Origin of the sequence: Rhodococcus sp. 14-2483-1-2 (genome assembly GCF_002259405.1) — a bacterium.
Taxonomy (GTDB): Bacteria; Actinomycetota; Actinomycetes; order Mycobacteriales; family Mycobacteriaceae; genus Rhodococcoides.
In genome coordinates this window covers 206,484-230,469 of sequence record NZ_NPFW01000006.1, presented here as the reverse complement: position 1 = coordinate 230,469, position 23,986 = coordinate 206,484, and the positions used below count along the sequence as shown (strand labels likewise).

22 protein-coding genes are annotated in these 23,986 nt (G+C 63.6%); 10 read left to right on the top strand and 12 right to left on the bottom strand.

Annotated elements, in window-relative coordinates:
- Positions 1–10: 10 nt before the first annotated feature.
- Positions 11–1,252 (bottom strand): ATP-grasp domain-containing protein, encoded by a 1,242-nt coding sequence (locus CH295_RS04605; RefSeq protein ID WP_094739900.1) that lies wholly within the window; start codon positions 1,250–1,252, stop codon positions 11–13.
- 299 nt (positions 1,253–1,551) lie between these two features.
- Here CH295_RS04605 and CH295_RS04600 point away from each other — a divergent pair, with 299 nt between their 5' ends.
- The 4 genes from CH295_RS04600 (at position 1,552) to CH295_RS04585 (ending at position 6,770) form a co-directional block, all read left to right on the top strand.
- Positions 1,552–4,707 (top strand): DUF4132 domain-containing protein, encoded by a 3,156-nt coding sequence (locus CH295_RS04600; protein ID WP_170945742.1) that lies wholly within the window; start codon positions 1,552–1,554, stop codon positions 4,705–4,707.
- A 99-nt stretch (positions 4,708–4,806) separates the two neighbouring features.
- Positions 4,807–5,148 (top strand): GNAT family N-acetyltransferase, encoded by a 342-nt coding sequence (locus tag CH295_RS04595; protein WP_094739898.1) that lies wholly within the window; start codon positions 4,807–4,809, stop codon positions 5,146–5,148.
- 82 nt (positions 5,149–5,230) lie between these two features.
- Positions 5,231–6,166 carry a pirin family protein gene (locus CH295_RS04590; RefSeq protein ID WP_037194448.1) on the top strand — a complete coding sequence of 312 codons (936 nt, stop codon included), beginning with the start codon at positions 5,231–5,233 and terminating at the stop codon, positions 6,164–6,166.
- A 28-nt stretch (positions 6,167–6,194) separates the two neighbouring features.
- A complete protein-coding gene (locus CH295_RS04585; protein WP_037194450.1) occupies positions 6,195–6,770 on the top strand; it encodes a hypothetical protein in 576 nt (191 codons plus the stop codon).
- A gap of 13 nt (positions 6,771–6,783) precedes the next feature.
- Here CH295_RS04585 and CH295_RS04580 read toward each other — a convergent pair whose 3' ends face one another.
- The gene (locus CH295_RS04580; protein ID WP_252341902.1) at positions 6,784–7,716 is read right to left on the bottom strand and encodes a DAPG hydrolase family protein; all 933 of its coding nucleotides are present in this window, start codon (positions 7,714–7,716) and stop codon (positions 6,784–6,786) included.
- A gap of 80 nt (positions 7,717–7,796) precedes the next feature.
- Here CH295_RS04580 and CH295_RS04575 point away from each other — a divergent pair, with 80 nt between their 5' ends.
- Positions 7,797–8,411, top strand: coding sequence for a TetR/AcrR family transcriptional regulator (locus tag CH295_RS04575; protein WP_052047997.1), 615 nt, complete (start codon positions 7,797–7,799; stop codon positions 8,409–8,411).
- Positions 8,412–8,426: 15 nt separating this feature from the next.
- Here CH295_RS04575 and CH295_RS04570 read toward each other — a convergent pair whose 3' ends face one another.
- From CH295_RS04570 to CH295_RS04540, 7 genes are read right to left on the bottom strand one after another with little or no spacing between them, the layout of a single operon-like run.
- Positions 8,427–9,152 carry a YoaK family protein gene (locus tag CH295_RS04570; protein ID WP_052047998.1) on the bottom strand — a complete coding sequence of 242 codons (726 nt, stop codon included), beginning with the start codon at positions 9,150–9,152 and terminating at the stop codon, positions 8,427–8,429.
- Positions 9,153–9,202: 50 nt separating this feature from the next.
- A complete protein-coding gene (locus CH295_RS04565) occupies positions 9,203–9,955 on the bottom strand; it encodes a TauD/TfdA dioxygenase family protein (RefSeq protein WP_094739897.1) in 753 nt (250 codons plus the stop codon).
- A complete protein-coding gene (locus CH295_RS04560) occupies positions 9,952–10,974 on the bottom strand; it encodes a D-alanine--D-alanine ligase family protein (protein ID WP_094739896.1) in 1,023 nt (340 codons plus the stop codon). Before CH295_RS04560 ends, CH295_RS04565 begins: the two co-directional genes overlap by 4 nt.
- Complete coding sequence (locus CH295_RS04555; protein WP_094739895.1) at positions 10,974–12,257, bottom strand: ATP-grasp domain-containing protein; 1,284 nt, start codon at positions 12,255–12,257, stop codon at positions 10,974–10,976. The genes CH295_RS04560 and CH295_RS04555 overlap by 1 nt, the downstream gene beginning before the upstream one ends.
- Positions 12,254–13,033 carry an O-methyltransferase gene (locus CH295_RS04550; protein ID WP_094739919.1) on the bottom strand — a complete coding sequence of 260 codons (780 nt, stop codon included), beginning with the start codon at positions 13,031–13,033 and terminating at the stop codon, positions 12,254–12,256. Before CH295_RS04550 ends, CH295_RS04555 begins: the two co-directional genes overlap by 4 nt.
- Positions 13,034–13,050: 17 nt before the next feature.
- Positions 13,051–14,262, bottom strand: a complete 1,212-nt coding sequence (locus CH295_RS04545; RefSeq protein ID WP_094632955.1) for a sedoheptulose 7-phosphate cyclase — start codon at positions 14,260–14,262, stop codon at positions 13,051–13,053.
- A 25-nt stretch (positions 14,263–14,287) separates the two neighbouring features.
- The gene (locus CH295_RS04540) at positions 14,288–14,953 is read right to left on the bottom strand and encodes an HAD-IA family hydrolase (RefSeq protein WP_037194457.1); all 666 of its coding nucleotides are present in this window, start codon (positions 14,951–14,953) and stop codon (positions 14,288–14,290) included.
- Positions 14,954–15,340: 387 nt separating this feature from the next.
- Between CH295_RS04540 and CH295_RS04535 the strand changes: the two genes are divergently transcribed.
- The 4 genes from CH295_RS04535 (at position 15,341) to CH295_RS04520 (ending at position 20,444) form a co-directional block, all read left to right on the top strand.
- Positions 15,341–16,246 carry an AurF N-oxygenase family protein gene (locus tag CH295_RS04535; RefSeq protein ID WP_082323821.1) on the top strand — a complete coding sequence of 302 codons (906 nt, stop codon included), beginning with the start codon at positions 15,341–15,343 and terminating at the stop codon, positions 16,244–16,246.
- Positions 16,247–16,283: 37 nt separating this feature from the next.
- Positions 16,284–17,780 (top strand): FAD-dependent oxidoreductase, encoded by a 1,497-nt coding sequence (locus CH295_RS04530; protein ID WP_037194459.1) that lies wholly within the window; start codon positions 16,284–16,286, stop codon positions 17,778–17,780.
- Between the two features lie 99 nt (positions 17,781–17,879).
- A complete protein-coding gene (locus tag CH295_RS04525; protein WP_170945740.1) occupies positions 17,880–18,977 on the top strand; it encodes a ferredoxin reductase in 1,098 nt (365 codons plus the stop codon).
- 24 nt (positions 18,978–19,001) lie between these two features.
- The gene (locus CH295_RS04520; RefSeq protein ID WP_037194461.1) at positions 19,002–20,444 is read left to right on the top strand and encodes a fatty acid desaturase family protein; all 1,443 of its coding nucleotides are present in this window, start codon (positions 19,002–19,004) and stop codon (positions 20,442–20,444) included.
- Between the two features lie 90 nt (positions 20,445–20,534).
- Here the strand turns inward: CH295_RS04520 and CH295_RS04515 are convergent, their stop codons facing one another.
- Positions 20,535–21,887 carry an MFS transporter gene (locus CH295_RS04515; protein ID WP_094739893.1) on the bottom strand — a complete coding sequence of 451 codons (1,353 nt, stop codon included), beginning with the start codon at positions 21,885–21,887 and terminating at the stop codon, positions 20,535–20,537.
- 203 nt (positions 21,888–22,090) lie between these two features.
- On the opposite strand from CH295_RS04515, the gene CH295_RS04510 reads away from it, so the two are divergent.
- Positions 22,091–22,912: a class I SAM-dependent methyltransferase gene (locus CH295_RS04510; protein ID WP_094739918.1), complete on the top strand. Its 822-nt coding sequence runs from the start codon at positions 22,091–22,093 to the stop codon at positions 22,910–22,912.
- A 4-nt stretch (positions 22,913–22,916) separates the two neighbouring features.
- On the opposite strand, the gene CH295_RS04505 is transcribed toward CH295_RS04510, so the two are convergent.
- Complete coding sequence (locus tag CH295_RS04505) at positions 22,917–23,357, bottom strand: SRPBCC family protein (RefSeq protein WP_094739892.1); 441 nt, start codon at positions 23,355–23,357, stop codon at positions 22,917–22,919.
- A 25-nt stretch (positions 23,358–23,382) separates the two neighbouring features.
- Positions 23,383–23,850, bottom strand: a complete 468-nt coding sequence (locus tag CH295_RS04500) for an SRPBCC family protein (protein WP_037194464.1) — start codon at positions 23,848–23,850, stop codon at positions 23,383–23,385.
- Positions 23,851–23,986 lie beyond the last annotated feature (136 nt).

The following is a 23,986-nucleotide window of genomic DNA, read 5'->3' as shown; positions in this document are numbered from 1 at the left end:
AGTTGCTGCTTCACACGTAGAAGTCCAGTTCTTCCTGTTGCTTGAGCAGATCGCGCATTCGGTAGGGATCGTCGCCGAAGAAGTACAGCAGGCCCCAGTGCGTGCCGAATGCCGTTCTCTTGGTGACGGTTTCCTCGACCGGAGCCGACAGGTCGTTGGTCTCGTAGTAGTCGTCGTCCGCGGTGACCTCGGGGATGACGAGATCGCTGACGACGCGTCGACGCGGGTAGACGCCGAAGCATCCGGCGTGACCGGTGGCGTCGACCACCTCCTTCGGGAAGAAGGCGTCGATCTCCTCCTCGGTGGTCTTCGGGTCGAATGCCAGCGCGAGGCCCTGGTATGCGTTGAACCCGTAGGCCCGCTCCAACAGCTCGAAGACCTTGAAACCCGGTGGGCGGTAAGCAACTTCGCCGAAGTACATCTCGCCGTCACTGGTCACGAAGTACTCGGGGTGAATGAAACCGAACTCGATGTCGAAGGTCTTGATCAGCTTCTCGATCTGCACCGTGATCTGCTCGCGGTACTTCTCCAGCTCGGGTGTCGCAGGAACGAACACCGAGTAGCCGAGCGTGACGTACTCCGAGATGTTGAGAAACTTGATCTTGCCGTTGTGAATCCATGCTTCGACAGCGAACTCCCAGCCGTCGAGGTGAGATTCCATCAGCGCCGGAAATTCCTCGTCGGGAATGGAGTCGACCTCGTCAGGGGTGCGAATGACGCGGTGGCCGAGGCAACCGGCCTTGTCGAAAGCCTTGACATGAATCGGGTCGTTGGGATCGCCGTCGAGCTTGAGTAGCGTCTGGTTGACACGTTTGAGGAATCGAATGACGTCCTCACGGTCGTGGGCTTCCTCGAAGATGCCCACCCGAATGCCGCCGAGCTGAGCACGGCGCTTCATCAAGGACTTGTCGCGCAACAGCATCGCCTGCCCGAACAGCCGAGGGTTGCCCAGAAGTACCGAGTTGATGGCGCCGGCCCACTCGACCGTCTCCTCGTAGAGCGGTATCGCGACGTCCACGCCTTTGCTCTGCAGTGTTTCGGCGATCTCGAGCGAGCGATCGTTGAGTCGCTCGAAGTTCCACGGTAGGTACGGAATGTCGTGCTCGGTGCAGTACGCCTCGGCCCACTCCGGGGCAACGACGACGTAGCGCCGATCGAACTTGTCCAGTGCTTCCACCGCGGCCAAACTCCAGCCCAGCAGGGCCACAAAACCTTTGTTCGGGTCTTTCTCCAGCCTGTCTGGCTGAGCCATGAAGTTCCTTTCCCTGGATGATTCATCGGTCGAGGTCCTTCGCTCCACCGTACAGAGGCGCTGGTCGGCAATTCCGAGCGGTGTTGAACTGGGCTTATGCGACGACGTCGTATCGGAATCAGCCTCCCGACTTTCCCGCCGGCGTAGGCGTTCTGTTCTATGGTCGTCGGGTGGGTGCGCGACAGACCGGATGGCAAGTCCCCGCTTTGTGGTGGCGACGCGGCGAGGCGTTCCACGGGCGGAGTCCGCAACCTCGATCCACCCGGCCGAGAGCCAGCACGAAGGCGGCAGTCACAGCGGTGGCTGCGAAGGAAGCCGCTATCGACGACCTGCTTGTTCGAACCGCCGGACGTTTCGGCGAAACAGTCGACCATCCCGAGTCGAATTCGGAGCTGTCGGCGGCCGCGCACGCCTTCGTCGACGGACGGTTCTCGGGCACCGGTGTGACCCCTACCGGTGCTGCTCTGACTCTTACGGTCGTCACCGATCAGCCGGAGCACAAGATGCGAGTTCCATTCGTGGACTTCGTCATCGGCCGCTTCGGCGCGGTATTCGCTGCGGAGATGCTCGCCGAGGCCGTAGGCGTGGAGTTGGTGACCCGCGAACTCGTACCGGATCGATCGCGTACCCGGCACTCACTCGGCGTGCGAGATCCCGACGACCTTCGCAATGTCGTGTTCGGAGATTCGGCGAGCAGGGTGCGCACGGCGTTGGCTGCCCTCCCCGCCGACGACTATGCGAACGCGGTGGACAGGCTCGCGCCGCAGCGTGGCGCGCGAATCGGGTGCAATCTGTTGACGTCGTTCCTGTTCCCGACCCAGCACGAGTGGGTTGCTGCGGACATCGCGCGGTCGCAGACCGTCCACCGCTATTACCGGAGCTACTGCTATTACCTCTTGGCCAGCGTCGACTCGGTCGAGTCGGTCGAGAAAATTCTCGCGCTCGAAGAAACGCGAGATCATGCGATCTGGTCCACCGGGATGAGCATGAACTTCGTATACGCACTGTGTGCGAATATCGGACCGGGTGTCGAGCCCTTCGTAGCCGAGTTGTTCGAGGGCAACCTGTCTGCCCAGCACAAGAAATGGTGTGCCGGGATACTCGGTGAGATAGACACGGACTCGGGATTCGAGCACTTGGTGTCTCGGCTGGGTAGCAAGTACATCGAGCCCGCCGTGATCGAGGCGATAGCACGATCGCCCGAGCGAGCCGCGCGGTTGCTGGCCGACGCCTCCGGGCCGGAGGCGGAGCGGCTGCGCCGGGATCTGGAGCACGTTCATCCGGAGTCCGCGATGCGCAAGCGGGTATCCGGAACAACGCTCGAATCGTCGGATGTCCCTGCGCTGCTGCGTGATCCACCGTGGCTCGACCGCGCCGAATCCATGGATCGCGGAGACGTCCGAGAGCAGGTATTTCGTCTCGAAAGTCCCCCAGCGCCGCTGCGTGTGGCATGGCGGGGAGACGAGCAGCGACAGTGGGCCGAGGCCATCGACGTCTATGTGCCCTATCTCGGGCGCCGGGATTGGCCGGAGGTGGTCGCCGCGTTCGGTCGAGGCACAGGTTTCTGGTCGTTGCACGAGATCTCGTACGCTCCGGAGCATCTGCTGCGTCCGGTGCTGTCGTACGCCCCGACGCCGCGTTACGCGTATCGAGGTGCCATCTCGTTGGGCCGACTGTTGGCCCGATTCGAAGGCGATGCACTCGATTTCGTGCTTCGTGCCGTCCTCGCTGCACCGGCCGGTCAGGCGCAGGTGTTACTGCCCGTCGTCGGGGGACAACTGACGACGACAATGCTCGAATGGCTCGGCAAGAAGTCGCTCAGACCGGTCGCGTTCGAATGGTTCGATCGCCACATCGACAGTGCAACATCGGATCTGGTTCCTCTTGCTCTCGGCCGTACCGGACCGAGCCGAACCCTTGCCCGACGCGCACTGTGCACTCTTGCGCGACGCGGACATCGAGACGCCGTGGTCGCTGCTGGACGGTCGTACGGGGCGCCGGCTGGTGCGGCGATAGTAGATATCGTCGACGCAGATCCACTTCTGGCCCTGCCGCGGCACATTCCGGTCATCCCGGACTGGCTGGACCCGGCGTTGCTCCCCCCGTTGACGTTGCAGGGAGAGCGCGCACAGCTGCCGTCCGACGCGATCCGCACGATCTGCACCATGTTCTCGCTGTCACGAATGGACGAGGTGTACGCCGGCGTCGATATCGTTCGTGAACTCGTCGGCCATCCCGAACTCGCGAAGTTCGTCTGGGACATGTTCGAGAGGTGGTTGCGGGCGGGCGCTCCGGAAGCGCAGAGCTGGACTCTCGACGCCCTCGGGATAGTGGGTGACGACGACACTGCGCGGCAATTGACCCCGCTGATCAGGACCTGGCCGCTTCAGTCGGCGCACCGACGCGCGGCGATGGGACTCGAGGCCCTCGCCATGATCGGGAGCGACGCCGCGCTCGGACACCTGTGGTCGATCTCGCAGTCGCTCCGGTTTCCTGCTCTTCGCGCCAAGGCCGACAAACTGATTCACCGAATCGCCGACGAGCTGAATCTGACGCCTCTCGAACTTGCCGACCGATTGGTGCCGAACCTGGGGCTTGATGCGGACGGTACGACGACCTTCGATTACGGAGACCGAACCTTCACCCTCACGTTCGATCACGAGCTTCGAATAGTGGTCGAAGACAACGACGGTAGGGTCCGAGACCGGGTACCGAGGCCCGGCCGCACCGATTCCGACGGTGCGCGCGAGGAATACCGTCGGTACACCGACCTGAGGAAGGATCTCGAGGGGGTGCGCACCGAACTCGTTTCTCGGTTCGAGAAAGCCATGGTGAACCAGCGGCGCTGGACCCTGTCGCAGGTTCGGACCCATCTCGTCGGGCATCCGTTGACCTGGCATCTGTGCAGTGCTCTGGTGTGGTCGACGACGGACGGACGATACTTCCGATTTTCCGAGCTGCGTCGCCCCGTGGGCCCGGACGGCCGCGATATCGAGGTCGCAGACGGCGATCTTGTTGTCGTGGCCCACCCGGCAACGATGGGCGACTCGCTCGGCAGCTGGACCTTCATGCCGGAACAGGCTTTCGAGCAGGTCCGACGGGAGGTCTTCAGGACGGATGTCGCCGCCGAGATGGCAGCACTCGAGGGTCGTAAGACGACTACCGATCAGCTGCTCGCGCTGGGTGAAAGAGGATGGAAGCGTGAGGATCCGCAAGACAAGGGTGCCCAGATCTCGCTGAACAAGCGTCTGGATTCCGCGACGGCGGTGATCATGGCGTTTCCCGGCTTCAATGTGTCGAATCCGAGAATGTGGGGCGAACAGAAGATCGTCCACGTCTTTCACAGCGGACTCGAATTGTCGGTGATTGCGGCATCGGAACTGCTCCGTGATCTGGCGATGCTCGAGACCGAGCCGATTCGAGGCGACGAACCCGACCTTCGAGGTGAACCGTGAGTGTCCGTACGGTCGAGTTCTTCGAACGGCTGCAATTTCGACGAGAATGATCGACGATGATTCGGCGCGGTATGCGCCTGGCGAAGCGAGGAGCGCGACATGACGGTCGACAAAACGGGTGCGCAGGTCGAAATCACCCAGCAGGCAGATCGTTTCACCGTCTCGGTCGACGGCACGCAGGTCGGCTTCACCGAGTTCGTCGACGACGAGGATGCGCGACGGATCTTCTTCCATACCGAGGTCGACGCGGCCTACGGCGGACGTGGACTGGCAACGATTCTCGTGCAACAGGCGCTCGACGCCACCCGCGTCGACGCCAAGCGCATCGTGCCGATCTGCGAACTGGTTGCAGCCTTCGTGGGCAAGCACTCGGAATTCGACGACATCGTCGAGCAACCGACCGACGAGATCAGGCAATGGCTGGCCGACCGGCAGGGCTGACCGCGGGAATACCGCCGGACACCGTCGGGTTGAGGTCGGTATAGTAGTTGCAGAGTCAACTACATTGCCGAAAGGGACGCCCATGCCCGCAGTGACCGTCGACAACATCCTCGCGTTGCCCCGAATCCCCATGCCCGACGCCACCGCCGTCCCTCGGCCGGTCCGGTCCGTCACGACGGCACCGACGGGATACGAGGGCGAAGGCTTTCCGGTCCGTCGAGCGTTCGCCGGGTTGGATATGTCGTCCCTGGATCCGTTCATCCACATGGACCAGATGGGCGAGGTGAACTACGCGCCCGGTGAGCCGAAGGGAACGCCGTGGCATCCGCACCGCGGATTCGAGACGGTGACTTACATGATCGACGGCATCATGGAGCACAAGGACTCTCACGGCGGCGGCGGAATCATCAGCGGTGGCGACACCCAGTGGATGACGGCGGGCGGTGGCATTCTGCACATCGAGGCCCCGCCGGAGCATCTGGTGATGTCCGGCGGGCTGTTCCACGGTGTTCAGCTCTGGGTCAATCTGCCGCGTGAGAACAAGATGGCGCACCCGCGTTACCAGGACATCACCGGCAGCAAGGTCGCGTTGGCGTCGAGTCCCGACGGTGGTGCGTTGGTCCGCGTCATTGCCGGCGAGATCGCAGGAATGCAGGGGCCGGGTTCGACATACACTCCGATTGCGCTCTCGCACAGCACGATCGCACCGGGCGCGGCGCTGACGCTGCCGTGGAATCGTGAATTCAACGCACTCGTCTACGTTCTCGCGGGAGAGGGCACGGTAGGCGCGGAGAAGCGTCCGATCAGGATGGGGCAGACTGCGCTGTTCGGCCGCGGCGACACCATCGAGATGTCTGCCTCGGCGGTGGGGGAGTCGCTCGAGGTGTTCGTTCTCGGCGGCAAGCCGATCAGGGAACCCGTCGCGATGGCAGGCCCGTTCGTCATGAACACCAAGTCCGAAGTGCTGCAGGCATTCGAGGACTACCAGGCCGGTCGGCTCGGCGTTCCCGTCGAATGATCTCGCCCACCGTGCAACGATCTCCTGCATGAGCGACGCAGAACCCCGTATTCGCAGAACACGGCTGTATCGCCGATTGGTCACCCGCGCCGACGGCCCGCTGGAGCCGGCGCGGGCGGCCAGGAGGCTGTCCGCCTACGTCTACGGAAACATCCTGGTCCTCGCAGCGGTCGCTGCATCGACGCCCAGCTCGATCGAACACGGAACGGCCGCTGTTCTGGTTCTGGCCACTGCGGTGACGACGTTCCTGGCGCACGTGTTCGCGGATTTCGTCGCAAGCAGTCAGATTCCCGAAGCGCACGGTGATGCGACCGACGAGCAGCGCACGTTCAAGGCCTTCGAGGAACTGCGCGACGCCGTGCCCATCCTGAGCTCCGGCACCATCCCCGCGCTGATGTTGGCACTCGGTTGGTTGTCGGTGCTTCCTGGGCAGTGGTCGGAACTGCTGGCCGGTGGCGTCATCGTGGTGCGCATGGCCACGATCCAGCTGGTCACTGAACGAATTCGTGGCAACCCGTTGACCTTCCGCGCGATTCTGGGTGGGTTGGCCACTGCCGCGGTCGCCGCGCTCATCGTGCTGGCGAAAGTATTCTTCGGCCACTAGCCGCCGAGAACGATCAGCCCCCGAACTCCTCGTACAGCTCCGGTAGGAAACCGGCGAGGTGGTTCATTTCCTGTCCGCAGTGCAGCAAGAGATCTCGGGCGAGGTCGAGTCCGAGAACCAGGTCCGTCGGGTCCACCGACGCCCCACGGCGGACGGCGCACGCGGCCTGCTTGACGTCCGGTACGTGCAGCCCTCGCAGGTTCAGAAAGAAGCGGCTACGCATCTCGGCACCGCCGTCGACGGGGCGTACCTGGTGGGCCAGCCAGCCCAGGTCCACCGGTGCTATGGAGCTGCCCACTCGGCCGAAGACGATCGTCTGATCTTCGGGAACGTCGAAGCCGTGCGCAATCGGATCGCGAAAAGCGATACCCAGCTGCTGCAGCTTCGGCCCGACGTACTCGTCCACGAACGTCGTGTTGCCGACGTACTTGGCCTTGTCGGGTATGTCGAGTGCTGTCCGATCCTCCGCGAGAGCGGCGTACAGGTGGGCATCCGGGTGCCACAACTTGTAGCGGGCGGCCTCGGTGGAATGCCAGCCGAACCACCAGTCCCACATCGCCGCGGTCACGCGCGGCATCGCGGTGCGGACCGCCACGAACGTCACTCCGTCGGCGCGTCGACCGTATCCGGTTTCGATCGTGGAGTAGCCGGTGGGCGCGAGATCGGTTGTGATCGAATCGAATCCGGGAATCGACTCGGGCGCGAGCGCGGGGCCCGCACAGGTGTCCGCGACGACGGCCGGTGCCGGCGTCGTTCGCTGCGCCATGTATCGGGCGTACGGCAGATGTCGATCGGCGTCGCGATAGCCCTGATAGCGCTCGCCGCACTCGTCGCTCGAACCGGTCGCCGGCACCGCTGCTGCCCTGGCTACCGGGCCGACCACGGCGATGGTGGCCGCGGCGGCCGCTCCGATCATGATCTGGCGTCTGGAAGGCCCCCGGCTCATGTCCCCACCCTGCTCAACATTCGTTGAGGCTAGGGCCAGGAATCGGCGGATGTCAATGGCCTGGCACTACACTGCGCGGTATGAGTCCGGCACACCCCAAGGACGATGAGTCGAGAGTGCGTCGGCGCGACGAGATCGCCACCGCCGCTATCGAGGTGCTCGCCACCCAAGGGCTCCGCGGCTTGACGCACCGGGCAGTGGACGCGGCAGCAGGACTCGGTCCCGGGTCGGTGAACTACCACGCGCCCACCCGGAGTCGGCTGCTTCACCTGGCTCTCGGCCAATTGTTCGTCCGCGACTTCGAGGTGGCCGGAGCGACGTTCGGCAGCCTGGTCGACGTCAAACCACTCACCGCCGATGTCGTGGTGTCCCGCATCATCGATTTCATCGACGCCATGACGTCGGGAGATGCCGTCAAACGGGTGATCGCTCGCCACATCATGCTCGGCGAGGCGCAGCACGACGACGAGATCCGCGAGTTGTTCGACAGTCAGCGGGCAGCATTCGTCACGTACACCCAGTGGATCGTCGCCTCGCTGGACTCCGAGGATCCACCGTCCGACGCCGAAACCCTCGTGGTGATGATCGAAGGTCTGGTGCAGCGGCAAGTGCTGATCGGATCGCGCCTGTCCTCGAGCTTCACGGAGCAGATGTTGCGCAAGATCGTCGTGGCCTCGCCGCTGGTCGAGGGCTGAACCGGATCGGTGGCTTCACCCCAGCAACGTGCGACGCTCGGTGTGGGTGAAGGTGAAGATCGTCGCGCCCAAGCTGATCAGGGCGGTGAGGAGCAGTACCTGCGGGCCGGTGATGACGACGCCGATGAAGGCACCGATCGCACCACCCAATGCGAAGGATCCGAGAAGGGCTGTGTAGCAGAGCCAGTCGTAGCGCGTCCCGCCGCCGAACATGTGCCGCTCGATACCCTGGCCGAGTTTGACCATGGTGCCGGTGACATAGCTCAGGGGAATGTAGGTCTCCTCCTTCTTCGTGAACGCGGTGTTCAGTGCACCGAGTGCGAAGGCCACCAGCAGAATCGGGTAGAAGTTCACGGTGGCCGACGACCATCCGGATATGGCGATGTCGATCGCTCCCGCTCCGGCGAGCGCGATCGTGGTCAGCACCGTTGCTCCGTGTGGGTGGTTGGACCAGTAGCGACGCCGACAGATCGACGAGACGATCACGCCGGCCAGAAAAGACCCCATGAGCGAGAGAGCCGCGATCGGTGAGGCCCCCGGGGTGACCTCCTTGCCCTCGGGGTGCCCGAAGTGCCCGACCACAGCACGTTCGGTGTTGCCGGTCATGAAGGTCACGAAGTAGCCGGCGGAATGCAGGAAGGCGACTGCACCCACCATCCCCGCGAGTCCGGACAGAATCCAGGACAGACGAGCTTCGGCACCGACGGCTGTCTCCCGGCTGATCGTCAATGGGGAAGTCATGACTCGATTCTCCTGACCTGAAGCGAACCGGCAAGACTTTGAGTTGTCGGTCACACAACCGACGCAGGTTTCCCATTCGCGACCATTCCACGGTGCATCACCCTGTTTCCCGACACTGCGCTGTGATCGGCTCGATGCATCACACATCGGTTGTCCCACATCACCACATCGTCCGGTGCCCACGAGTGCGTCAGCAGGTTCGTCTCGCGAGTGGAGTGCTCGAACAGGTATCGCACGGTCTCGTGCGCCTGCTCGGTGGACATTCCGCTGATCGCCACGCACCGGGCGGGTGCCGACAACGCCAATGCGGTGCGGCCGGACACGGGATGCACTGCGAACAAGGGATGTTCGGCACAGGAATCGGTGTCCGACGCCACCCCGGTGACTCGGTGCGTCACCGTTCTTCCGGCCAGGTCCGCTTTGCGGTCGGCAGGCAAGGTGTCGTACGCCGCGTACTGGTCGCTGAACAACGTGCTGCCACCCGACTCCGGTACTTCGACCGCGCGTAATGCGGTGTAGGCAGGCGGATTCGCCACGTACGTGGTGTCCACGTGGAAGGTCGATTTCGGCGGTGTGGTTCGGCCGACGTTACTGATGACGTTCAGATCGGGAAAGCCCGGCACGGGCGTCTCGCCCTCGGTGAACATCATGTCGCCGAACCGTCGGAGGAACGCCAGGAAGCGTGCGTCGTCCAGGGGCTGCTTCCGCAGAATCAGCACGCCGTGTTCGGCCAACAACGTTCGCAGTTCTTCGATCGCGGTGGAGCTCAGGTCCACTTCGTCGATCTCGATTCCCAGCGTCACGAGGACATCTCCTTCACCGACAGTTCGTCGAGCGATCGTGCGAACAGTTCGTCCACGGCGATGCCTGCCGCCGAGGCCATCACCGCCAGCACGCTCGACGGTGAGTACGAGCAGTACAGGCCGGCCTCGAGAAACCACGGTCTACCGTCGGGGTCGATCCGGAAGTCGAAGAGACCGTAGTGTCGGCAGCCGAGCGATCGATAGCACGATCGTGCTGCCGCCCAGACCTTCTCGGTGATCGGATCGGAGACGTCGACCATCCACGCCTTGGTCTGTTCCTTCGCGACGAGATACAGATCCCCGTCCGACGTGCGATTCAACTTGTCGGCGCTGGTACGAATCGACTCGACGGCATACTCCTCGAGCGGTAGGCAGATCAGCTCACCGTCGCGTTCGACGATGCCGCAGCGGACTTCGCGGCCCAACGGGACGTACGACTCCACCAGTGCCGCAGACGAGTACGTCAACGCCTCGCTCACTGCGGTTGCCAGACGGTCGGATTCGCGAACGAGCGTGACGCCCATCGAATTGTCCGAGTCCACGGGCTTGACGACCACCGGCAGATCGACGTCGATGTCGTCGCCGCAGCGCACCACGACACCGGCGGGAACGGCGACTCCGGCCGCCGCGACGACGGCTCGGGCACGGGCCTTGTCGGCCGTCATCGCCATCACGTCCGGACCGTTGCCCACGTACGGCACACCCAACAGATCGAACAGGCTGCGGTATGTCGTCATGCCGGGTAGGCAGAACATCTGCGGCACCATGACGTCGAAATGCCACGACGAGATGACCTCCACCGCCTGCGCCAACGGCATCTGGTGCGCCGCAGCCACACTGGCGGCATCGATGCCACCGGGGAAGCTCCAGAGCCCACCGGGGGAGACGAACGCCACCTCGAACCGGTAGGCGGGATCACCACCGAGCGCCTCGAGGAATCCGCCCGCGTACACCCGGGACAGATCGCAATGGAACTCGTCCACCGACGATCCGACCAAAACCAGGACCGACAGGGCCATCAGTCGCCTCCGTTCTCCACGAGCTTGCCGATGTTGAAGTCGATGCGAGACCATCCGCGTCGTGCCAGCAGATTCCGCACGAGCAGCGACGGAATCTGGAGGTGGTGCACCAGCAGGTACGGCACTGGATCCCATCCCGTCAGGATGGCGTCCTTGCCGCGGAAGATGCTGCCCAGGCGCGCCTTTCGGTTGCCCTCGGTGAGCAGTCGCCACACCTCGTGGTAGATCCAGTAGGTCGGGCGGGCCGAGGAGAGCGGCACGATCTCGGGGTGTCCGTCCTCGAGGTACGCCGCAGCGACGTCGGGGTGGTCGTAGAACATGGTGATCGCCGAATGGGTGCGCGGATTGCACTCGATCGCATGGACGGCACCGTCCGCATCCTCGATGAAGTCGAACGACAGCTGGCCGGTGACTCCGAGGTCGGCGACGAACTTCTCGACCCAGGTACGTATCTCGGGCTTGTCGACCATCTCGTAGTTCACCTGGAACGCCGACGATTCGCAGCAGCCGTACACCTGCAGCCGTCCTCCACGGACGGTGCCGTGGGTGCAGTACTCCTGCCCGGCGATGAATTCCTGCAGAATCCACGGATCGTCCTCGGAGATCCCGAGACCGCGTGCGAACCGTACGTTGTCGGCAGGCGTGTCGCGGGTCAACCGCGTCAGGTCCATTCGGCCGACCGGGTTGTAGGAGATGCGTTTGAGGATGTACTCGCGGCCCGGTGGGAAGTCGAACTCCTCGATCTGTTTCACATCGGTGATGCGCCGCCAATCGGGAACGCGCAAGCCGAGCGCTGCAGCGCGTTCGGAGAATCGGGACTTGTCGTCGAGCATGCGAACCGTATCGCCGTCACCGTGAACCACCTCGCAGTGTGGATCGAGGAGTGCCCGTGCGTCGGCATCGTGAATGCTTGCAGCGGGACTTGCTACGGGGACGAAGACGTCGACGCCCTCGCGGAGCACCACATCCAGAAGTGCTCGGGCGTAACCGGGTTCGGTCGGCTCGGGTACGCAGTGAAATCGGTCGACCGCCCGGGAGAACCGATGCCCGGTGAAGCGGTACTTGGCCGATTCCACCAGGACGACGCGATGCCCGGCGAGGTGGAAAGACCGCGCGAGCTGCAGGGCCTTGGTCATCTTCCCGCCGCTGATCAGGACAGTCTTGGGTGAATCGGATCGGCGCGTGGCGGGCCGTTCGCCGCGAACGACAGCCACCCCGGCCGCCGCGAGATCGGCGGGAAGGGTGACTGCGAGGCCGAACAGCGCGGCAACCGTACGAATCATGTTCGACGGATCAGAGTCACGCCGTCGCGCAGAGGAAGCAGTACCTGCTCCACGCGGGGGTCGTTCGCCACGTAATCGTTGAATTCGGCGACGGCTCGGCCGTTCTCGGTGGGCTGTTCGCTGTACGGCTCGCCCTGCAGCAGGGTGTTGTCGACGGCGATCACGGCGTTCTCGGCCAGCAGCTCGCTACCGAGCAAGTGCTCCACGTATTCGCGGTATCCGGTCTTGTCGGCGTCCACGAAGACCAGATCGAACGTTCCGTCCAACCGGCGCAGGGTGTCCAGTGCCGGCCCCACCTCCACCGTGATGGACGAGCCCGCAGGTGATTCCGCGAAGCAGGACTGCGCGAACTCGGCCACGAACGGATCCACCTCGCACGCGACCACCTCGCCGCCCGCGGGCAGGGCCTCGGCCATCGCCAGAGCCGAGTAGCCGGTGAACATACCGATCTCGAGCACTCGCTTTGCTCGGGTCATGTGCACGAGGAACGCAAGGAAGCGTCCCTCCACGTGGCCGGAGAGCATTTCCATCTCCAGGGGCCCCGAGCCGGAGACGACGTCACGTGATCTCCAGTCCTCGGTGCGGGTCCGCGACGCCAGTGTCGCCAGTGCTGCGGATTGGGAGGTGGTGCAGGTGTCGAGGTACGGGTCGAGTCCCGCTGCGAGATCGCGGGCTCGATGAACACGGGTGGTCAGCTCGTCGGTGACCCCGACGCCGGCGGCGAGCAGATCTGCTATCTCGCTCAGCTCACGCGCCAGAATGGTCGTCGGGGTCACCGGTCGCGGGGCCTTCGTCACGGCGTCGGCGCGGTGAACATGTCGAGGCCTTCGCCTGCCCGCGGAAAGTCCAGGCAGATCTTCTTGTGCAGCGTCAGGACATCGGCCAGCTCGGCTGGGTCGAGGTCGTTGAGGAAGCGGCACGTACCGATCGGATCCGGCACCGCAGCCCGCAGAATACCGTCGCGAGTCTTGAGGATCGATGCCGTTGCCTCGGAGAGCAATTCGGGTGTCAGGTAGGGGCTGTCCAGTGCCAGGCCGATACTCGCCATCACGCCGAGTACGCGGTCGCGGTCGGCCGTGGACAGGTGCCCGCGCTGCTCGGCGACGGTCGTCGAGAGCGCCATGTCGATGTTGATCGCGTGGCCGTGGAAGAACGGTGCAGGCGGGGTCAGCTCGAGAGTCGGGCTCCAGGTGTGGCCGAAGGCGATGACACGATCGAGGTCGATCTCGTGGAGATTGGGGGCTTCGAGTTCGAGCATCGTCGCGATCGCCGAGTAGGTCAGTCTGTCTGCGACCGAACGCAATTCCGCTGTTCCGTCCAGATGACCGAATCGGGTTCGCAGCAATTCGGGACCGTACTGTTCGAGCATCTCGAAGATCTCCAGATTGCCGACGACGGAGATCTTGATCAGCTCGGCCATGCCGTTGCGCACCTGATCCTCGGGCAGCGTGCCGAGGAACGAGAAGTCCAAGAGCACCTTCTGCGACGCGTGGTAGGCACCGAGGCGGTTCTTGTGCTTTCCGTAATTGACGGCCACCTTGATGGACACACTCGCGTCGATCAGGCCGATCAGCGTGGTGGGAATGCGAATGTACGGGGTGTTGCGACGGTAGCTGGCGCACGCGAAACCTGCTACGTCCGTGGTCAATCCGCCACCGACCACAAGCACCGGCTCGGTGCGGACCAGGCCGAACGCATCGAACTCTCCCACGATGCGCTCGAACGTCTCCAGCGACTTCGCGGTCTCCGCGATGTGAACCGGAACCACCGTCAGGTCGATGTCGTAGTGGTCGAAGTACGCGCTGATCCGGTCACCGTAGATTTCGTGCACAGACTCGTCGACGACCATCAGCGCGCGACCGTACGGTCGGTAGCTGTCGGCCAGTTCGGTGTTCTCGATTGCGAACACGCCGTCGACGTAGATCAGGTCGTACTCGATGCGCTCGTATCCCTCGACGCGAAACGACCTGTCCCCGGCAACGACCTGGGCCTGAAGATTGCTCACAATTACTCCTGGGGTGGATGAAGGGTCAGGCTGCGATCAGAGCGCGTACGCGCTCGGGATCGAGTGCATCGACGGTGTCGGTGGCCGAGCCGAACTCGGTGCCTGCGGTGTTCTCGTTCGGGAATGCGACGCACGTGATGCCCGCGGCCGATGCCGCCGCAACGCCGCCGGCGTTGTCCTCGATGGCCACGCTGTCGGATGCGTTCTCGCCCAACGTCTTCAAAGCGAACTCGTAGGATGCGGGGTCGGGCTTGCCTGCGTCCACCGAGGATGCGTCGACGATGACGTCGAACGAGTCGGCGGTGAGCTCGGGAGACAGGGCAGCAAGCAGTGCGTCGATGTTGTCCCGCGAGGTGGTCGTCACGAAGCCGACTTTCAGGCCGTTAGCCTTCGCGGAGTCGATCGTGTCGGCCACGCCCGGTCGCGTCTTCACGTCGGATTCGCCGATCAGACGCTGGAAGATCTCGGACTTCGTTGCATGCACGGCGGCGGCGTCCACCTCGGTGCCGGTATCGGATGCGTACTCGCTGATGCGGTCGGCACCACCGTTCGAGCCGAGCATCGCCCGGTAGTCGTCACGGGACCAGTTCCAGTTCAGATCGTGCGCTGCGAAGGCCTCGTTGAACGAGCGGCGTTGCAGTTCGGACGTGTCGACGAGTGTGCTGATCGAGCCGAAAAGAATTGCGGGCATGGTTGCCTTTCGGAGCGAGAGACGTTGTACCAGTCAACGTCTCGCGCATGCGCGATGGGGTGAGTTGGTTCGGGGGGTATGCCCCATCGGCACCGAACGGGAAACCTTCGAATTTTTCGCCCGAGGTTCGGACGTCGGCGGGGACCCTCTAGCCCGTCTCCCAGAGCGAGTGCTCGGCTGGAGCGCCGAAGATCATCAGTGCGGTCTCGCCCTCGAACTCGTTCACGACACCGCCACCACGCTCTCTGTGTCCTGCACGCTCGAACTGTAGGGACGAGCGAAAAGAATCTGGAACTTTCTGCCGGAGTGACTACCTGTGTCGCTGAGTACCTGGTAATCTCCGTAACAGTTACCTACAGCTTTTCGACGATGGAAGGAACCACGGCGATGACCAGCACACTCTCCAGGAACGACGTTCTCGAGCCCGAGGACGTTTCCGCTCGTTTGCTCGATTCCGCCGCCCAGCTGTCGTACGACCCGTCCGAGGAGGTCGATTGGGAAGCCGATCTCGATCCCTCCCTCTACGGACTGAACCCGGAGTGGAGCACGCTCTACGGCACGAAGCTGTGGGACGAGATGACCGAGGAGCAGCGCATCACGCTCACTCGTCACGAGGTCTGCTCGATCATGAGCACCGGAATCTGGTTCGAGATGATCCTGCAGCAGATGGTTCTGCGCGATCAGTACTGCAAGGACTCGTCGAACTCGGACTTCCAGTTCGCTCTCACCGAGATCGCCGACGAGTGCCGTCACTCGATCATGTTCGCCCGCGCCTGCCAGAAGATGGGTATCAAGGCATACCTGCCGCGTCGATCGAGCATCGAACTCGGCCGTGGCTTCAAGGCTCTCGCGTCCGCCGAGGTCGCCTACGGAGGCATCCTCGTCGCCGAAGAGGTGCTCGACGTCATGCAGCGCGACTGGATGCGCGGCGAGAACGTGCTGCCGCTCGTGCGCACCACCAGCAAGATCCACGTCGTCGAAGAGTCGCGGCACATGACGTTCGCGCGCGCTCAGATGCGTGAGGAGATCGCCGAGAAGAGCCCGGCTCGCCGTAAGGCCAGCGCGCTCGTCGTCGCGATCGCCGCCCGCATGATCGTGTCCAACATGGTCAACAAGGAGGTCTACGCAGCAGCGGGCCTCGACGTCGACCGCGCAGTGAAAGAAGCGAAGAACAACGCCCATCACCACACGATGATGCGCACCTCGAGCGAGCACTTGATGGCATTTCTTCTCGACTGCGGTTTGGTCACCAAGCCGGCCGAGATGATCTACCGTCGTCTGCACATGCTCTGACCACTCTTTTCGAGGCCGTGAAGGACATCCGAGAACAATGCCGTTCGCGATCACGCAGAACTGTTGCAACGACGCATCCTGCCTGTCGGTGTGCCCCGTCAACTGCATACACCCGACGCCGGACGAGCCGGATTTCGGCAAGACCGAGTTGCTCTACATCGATCCGCGCTCGTGCATCGACTGCGGTGCCTGTGCCGACGCCTGTCCGGTGGACGCGATCACTCGCGTCTCGAGATTGACGCCCGATCAGCAGATCTACGCCGACATCAACGCCGACTACTACAAGGACAAGCCCGCCGTGGCGGAGTGGGGCGCGCCTCGGTTCCCGGTGGCGACGGTCAACGACCTACCGCCGATCGACATCGCCATCGTCGGCACCGGACCGGCTGCCTGCTACACCGCCCAGGCGCTGCTGCGCGTGCCCGGCACCAACGTCACGTTCTACGACCGGCTGCCCACCGCGGGCGGTCTCGCCCGCTACGGCGTCGCTCCCGACCACCTCGGTACCCGACGCATCAGCGAGCACTTCCGTGGGATCTTCGTGCATCCACGAGTGACGATGAAGCTCGGCGTCGAGGTCGGTAAGGACGTCGACCACGTCGAACTGGCCCGAAAGTTCGATTCGGTCGTCTATGCAGTCGGTGCCGACAAGGACCGAGCCCTCGAGATTCCCGGCATCGACCTCGATGGATCCGTCAGCGCGCGCACCCTGGTGGGCTGGTACACCGGCCACCCCGACGTTCCAGCCGATGCCATCGATCTCACCGGCGTCGACCGCGTCACCATCATCGGAAACGGCAACGTCGCACTCGACGCGGCTCGTATCCTCACGGCCGACCCGGACCGGCTCGTCGGGACCGAGATCGCACCGCATGCGCTGGCCGAGCTGCGTCGCCACCGCGTCACCGAGGTCGTCGTTCTCGCGCGCCGCGGCCCCGAGTTCGCGGCGTTCACCCGATCCGAGTGCAAAGCCCTCGTCGACCGCCCGGACGTCGACGTCGTGGTGGCAGGACCGGACGGAATCGTCGACGCCATCGATCGCCTGCCGTTGTCCGCTCCCGCATCGGCTCTGGCCGGGGCGGCGCGAGTCGAACTGGGGTCGCAGGCACAAGACCGCCGCATCGTCTTCGCGTTCGGCCGAGCTCCGTCCGCTCTCCACGGCAGCGGCTCGGTGCAGTCCATCGAGGTCGGCGTCGGTGAGCATGCGGTCGAGTTACCCACGGAGTTGGTGCTGCTCGCCATCGGCTACCGCGGAACCCCGTCACCGGGAATTCCGTTCGACGACATCAGTGGCACCATTCGCAACGACGGTGGCCGCATCACCGCTGCCGACGGCACTCCGGTTCCGGGGTGTTACGTCGTCGGATGGGCCAAGCGAGGTGCCACGGGTGGCATCGGCGACAACAAGATCGACGCCGAGGAAACGGCCGAGGCGTTGCTTGCGGACGTGCCGACACGCGGACCCGCGCGTCCGCTCGGGTGGTACGGAAAAGTCAGTGCCGCCCTGGGGGACCGCGTTTCCAGAGCGCGCTGACCGGCCGATATCGGCCGGTTCTGTTCACCTTGTGTAGCAGTCTCATTCGAGTCTGAGCGATTCGGATGTGTAGCACGGCGTACAGGGTTACCGTTGAGTATGGCTGAACGGGGGGCCAAGCCCCAGGTTTCTTTTGTGCGACGGACGATGCTGCGTGCAGTCCGATCGTTGTTCAATCCACTCCGGCCCGACGACTATCTGTCGATGATCAATCCGCTGTGGACCACGCGCGAACTTCGGGGGAAGGTCGAGCGGGTTGCTCCGGAGGGTTCGGAAGCCGTATCGGTGTACATCCGTCCCGGTTTCGAGTGGCAGGGCCACACACCCGGGCAGTACGTCCGGCTCGGAGTACTCATCGACGGTCGTTACCACTGGCGAGCGTATTCGCTGACGTCCGATCCCGATCCTGCCGACGGTCTCGTCAGCGTCAGCCCCAAGCTGGTGCCGTCGGGCACGGTCTCTCCGTATCTGGTGGGCAGCATCAGAACCGGCGACATCGTCCGCCTCAGTGAGGTGGAGGGTGAATTCACTCTGCCGAGCCCGATTCCGGACAAGATGGTGTTCATCAGCGCGGGCAGCGGAATCACGCCCATCATCAGCATGCTGCGGTCCCTCGATCATCACGATCAGGTTCGCGACGTCGTGGTGGTGCACTCGGTGCACAACCGTGAGCAGTTGATGTTCGCCGACACTCTCGACCAACTCGAAAGCAAGCACGACGGACTGACGGTGAAGCTCCGGATCACCAGCGACGAAGGTCGGATGAAGGCATCCGAACTGGACGAACTGGTCCCGGATTGGCGTGACCGAGAAGCATTCTGCTCCGGTCCTGGCGAACATCTGGACGATCTGCGCTCGTACTGGAAAGACCAGGGCGACTACGACAAATTTCATCACGAAAGTTTCCAGCCGGTCATCGGCGGTGGCGACGACGCAGGCGAAGGCGGCACCGTCACGTTCCTCAACAGCAAGAAGGACGTCGAATGCGACGGCGGCACAACGATTCTGGCTGCGGGTGAGGATGCCGGTCTGGATCTGACGTTCGGTTGTCGCATCGGCATCTGTCACACCTGTGTAGGTACCCTGAAGAAGGGGCGTTTACGTGACCTACGTAACGGGGATGTCTCAGAACCTACGGGGCAAGCGGTTCGGATCTGTGTCAATACTGCTGAGGGCGACATCGAAATCGAACTCTGATCTTCCATTCGAACAGGGGAATGTATGTCTATCGACGAAACCACGAGGCGCGTCACCGACACGGATGAGCCGGTGAACCCGCTGGCGCACCTGAGTGACGAGACGATCGCCGAACTCGCCAAGGAATTCGACGCCATCCACGACGAGGTCTACGCCAGCCTCGGTGACAAGGACCGCAAGTACATCACCTCGGTGATCGCCGCGCAGCGTCAGCTGCTGGTCGCTGGACGCGTGCTGTTGCTCGGTTCCACCAGCAAGCCCGCGTGGCTGGCCGGCACCGCATGCCTCGGGATCGCGAAGATCCTCGAGAACATGGAGATCGGTCACAACGTCATGCACGGCCAGTGGGACTGGATGAACGATCCGGAGATCCACTCGTCGGTGTGGGACTGGGACACCGCGTCCACCGCCAACTCGTGGAAGCACTCGCACAACTACGTGCACCACACGTACACGAACATCCGTGGCAAGGACAAAGACCTCGGCTACGAGATCATGCGCATCGACCCACGTCAGAAGTGGAGCCCGGTCTACCTGGCCCAGCCGTTCTACAACGTGCTGTTGATGGCGTTCTTCGAGTGGGGCGTGGCCCTGCACGATCTCGACATCGAGGCGATCCGCCGTGGCGAGAAGCCTGTGAAGGATCTGGTCGAGGATCTCAAGGGCATCGGAGTCAAGGCACGCAAGCAGTTCGTCAAGGACTACGTGGGCTGGCCGCTGATCAGTGCCGGAGCGTTCGCGTTGGCACAGCTGGCGTCGGGCGGTCGTGTGCCGGAGAGCAAAAGGTCTCGGCTGGCGTCCAAGCTCCGCGGGTCGGCTCGCTTCGGCAAGAACCGTAAGACGGCGGCGCTACTGGACAGTCGGTTCAGTGGTGTCGAGAGCACGTTCCTGTCGACGGTGGCGGCCAACTTCACCGCCAACATCATTCGTAACGTCTGGTCGAACGCAATCATCTTCTGCGGTCACTTTCCGGACCAGGCCTACACCTTCAGTCAGGAAGAGGTCGAGAACGAGACTCGCGGCGGATGGTACGTCCGTCAGTTGGTCGGAGCCGCGAACATCGATGGCGGTCCACTGTTCCACCTGATGAGTGGCAACCTGAGCTACCAGGTGGAACACCACCTGTACCCGGATATGCCCAGCACTCGGTACTCGGACGTCGCGCCGAAGATCAAGGACATCTGCGAGCGTTACGAATTGCCGTACAACACCGGGCCGTTCTTTCAGCAGTGGGGCATGGTCCAGAGGACCATCGCGCGATTGGCCTTCCCGGGCGGCAAGGTTCGGCCGAAGCCGGGCCCCTACCGTCCCGAGGAGAGCTGGCGTCGCAAGTTCGCCGAGGGTGCGACCAAGGACAGCGAGGCCGCGAAGACGCGTGGCCGCGTACCTGCGAGTCATCCCGCGGCGGGACCGGAACACAACTCCGGCGGCGTAGATGTCGAACCGCCGCCCCGCGGCGACGACTAGAGATCGTCCGCTCCGAAACGACGAGCAACCGCGGCCACCCGATCATCGGATGGCCGCGGTTCGTCGTTGTTGCGGTTCTTTCGCGGTGGATCAGGCCATGTCGACGTCCTTGGTCTCGATCAACCGCTTGGTGCACACCAGACTGAGTACCGACAGCAGTGCCAGCATGACGCCGATCGAGATGCTGCCGAACGCGGCCGTGAGCGGTGCCGCAAGCATCGGCGGAATCGCGCCACCGAGAACTCCGGCGAGGTTGTAGCCCAAACCTGCTCCGGTGTAACGGAATCGGGTCTGGAACAGCTCGGGAAGCAGGGCTCCGGTCGGTCCGTAGGCAACTCCGAAGATGGCGAGCGTGACGCACATGCCGATCACGAATGCTGCGGGTGATCCGGTGTCGAGGACGGGGAACAGTGCGATCGACCACGGTACCGCGATGATGCACGCCCCCATGATCACTCGGCGTCGGCCGACACGATCGGAGTAGGTCGCCGAGACTGCGATGGCGACGCCGAAGATGACTGCGGCACCGATTCCGGTGATCAACACGAAGGGGCGGTCGAACCCGAGTGTCTTGGTGCCATAGCTCGTCAGATACGCGGTCCCCATGTAGAAGAAGGCGAACAGGGATGCCAATGCGCCTGCAGCAGTGATGATTTCCCGCTTCTGGATGCGCCAGGCGTCGAAGATCGGCAGTTTCGTCGGTGCCGCGTTGGCCGGTGCCTGCTCCTCGGCGAGCTTGTTGGCCCGAAAGACCGGGGTCTCCTCGATGGCCAACCGCATGTAGAGGCCGATGAGTACCAGAACGGCGCTGAGCAGGAACGGGATTCGCCAACCGTAGTTCAGGAACGTCTCGTTGGTATCGCCGAGCAGCAGACCGGTTGCGAGGAACGTCGCGCTGGAGAAGATGAAGGCAGCCGACGGTCCCAGCTGGGGGAACATCGCGTAGAAGCCGCGTTTGCCGGGCGGTGCGTATTCGGCCGTGAGCAGGGTTGCGCCCGCCCATTCGCCACCGACCGCGAACCCCTGACCGAACCTGAGCAGTACCAGGATGATCGGCGCGGCCACGCCGATCGTCTCCGCGCCGGGCAGCAGACCGATGGCGAACGTGGACACCCCCATCAGCAGCAGCGTCGAGATCAGGGTCTTCTTGCGACCGATGCGGTCACCGAAGTGTCCGAACAGGACTGCACCGACGGGCCTGGCGATGAACGCGACCGCGAACGTCGCGAACGAGGCCACAGTGCCCGCGGTGGAGCCGAGTGCCGGAAAGAAGATCGTCGGGAAGACCAGCGCGGCTGCGGTGCCGTAGATGAAGAAGTCGTAGAACTCGATCGTCGTGCCGATGCCACTGGCGACAGCGACCCGTCGAACACTGGTCTTGGTCTGCACCACAGGTGGCGTCGGTGCGGACACACCCGGGTCGTCGGGTGAGACAGTGGTCATGGTTCCTCCGTTTTGTCGGGTATCGGGCGAATGTGCGATACCGAATGCGAGGAACGGTAGTGATCCGAGTCACCCCACGAATACCCCCGGATGGGGGTGTGGCGGACGCACGGGACCTCAGGCGCACCTCAGGGTTCGCCGGTACCGTCTGACCACAGGGGCGGGACGCTTGTGTCAGCGGTGTGGGAAGCGGAGGTGATCGCGTGTCCATAGACCACAATCGAGACGTGTTCGACAGCGCACGGGTGACCGCTGCGTATGTGGAGTATGCGGGTCCGACCGATGGGTTTCTCGACCGTGGGGAGGCGGCCGCCCTGGTCGCGGCTGCGTCGGTTGCTCGCGGAACGCCGGTACTGGACGTGGGGGTCGGCAGTGGCCGAACCACGGCGTTGCTACGGCTGATCAGCGACCGCTACGTTGCGATCGACTACGCACCCACCATGGTCGACGCCTTTCGTCGGAATTTCCCCGACCTGCAGGCGCACGTGGCCGACGCGCGTGATCTGGTGGACTTCTCCGACGGCGAATTCGGTCTGATCGTGTTCAGCAACAACGGAATCGACACCGTGACCCACGACGAACGAGTTCGGGTACTGAAAGAGTTTCACCGAGTTCTCGGTGAGTCCGGAATTCTGGTGTTCTCCACTCTCAACCGCAACGGACCGTCGTTCGGGGAGAAGCCGTTTCAGTTGAGCAGACCGACCCAACGGTTCACGTTCTCACCCCGACGCGTCGTGACGGCCATCGGTAGGCGACTGCTCGATCCCGCCGGAGTCGTTCGCAGCGTTGCCAATTGGTGGTCTGCGCGTTCTCGAGTAGTCGATCGCGGAACGTGGGCGGTCGCTCCGCTCGCCGCGCACGACTTCGCTCCGTTCATGCACTTCACCACTGTGGCGGACGTGCGACGACTGGTGACCGATGCCGGGTTCACCATCTCCGAGATCTTCGCCGACGACGGTTCGATCGTGGCACCCGACGTCCAGGCGAGCTCGGCGGACAACTTCACCGTCGTCGCACGTACGTAGGGCGTCAGCTCAGTCGCTCGAGCGCCTCGGTCATCTTCTCCACGGTGTCCGGCGCGACCTTCGCCTCGAAGCCCGCCTTCAGGAACGGGCCGGCCACCTTGGCAGCACCGTTGAACTCGATCTGCGCGTGGTAGTCGATCCGCGTCGATCGGTCACCTTCGGCCGTCAGCGTGATGTCGTCGACGCTGGTGGCCGTTTTGTTCTCGCCTTCGAACACGATGTGATCAGGCTCGTCCGTGACCAACGTGTAGGTCAACTCAGTGGTGATACCGAACAGCTTCGAGACGTTGTGCCACTGCGTTCCGACGGCGACCGGTCCGTCCGAAATCTGGGTGCAGCTCTGGGTTCCGGGATCCCACGACGGCGCATTGGAGAAGTCGCGAAGAAACGCGGCCGCCTTCTCCAACGGAACAGCGGCGGTGAAGGTGCGGGTGACGTCGACCATGAGAGTTCTTTCCTGCCGTTGAGGTTCAGTCTTCGAGTGGAACGCCGAGATGGTCGGCGAGCCGGCGCATGGTGCCGACGATCTGGTCCTCGGTGACCCGCGGAAACCCGGCCATCTTGCGGAACTCCGGGTCGGTGACACGCGACCAGTCGTACACCTGTGTGAGCGCTGTCCGGTCGTCGGCGACCTCCTCGAGCTCCCAGGACCACCGCGTGCCACGAGGTTCCATGCCCTGGCGATTGGGAATCCAACCGATGCGTCGGTCCTGCTCGAACACGAACAAGGTGTTCTCCATGACGTACTCGCCGATTTCCGGCTGGTACATGTCCATCGCGAAGGTATCGCCCACTGCACTCAGCGGCGTCGGGTCGATCGCCCCACGCAGCATTTCCGAGCCGTCGACTGCCGCCTGGACCTCGGGATTGGCGAGGGCGGTGAACACGGAGGCGGGGGGAGCGTCGATCACGCGCCGAACGGTCAACTCGTCGGTCATGGAACACGCCTTTCAGTTGTTTATGCTGGCTATGGAGTTACCCCCGTCTGCGGGGAAAGAAACTCCGATCGCCGTTATTGCCTCCCCGTCTGTTTTGCATCGCAGTGGACACAACGACGAAACACGACCGCCACGT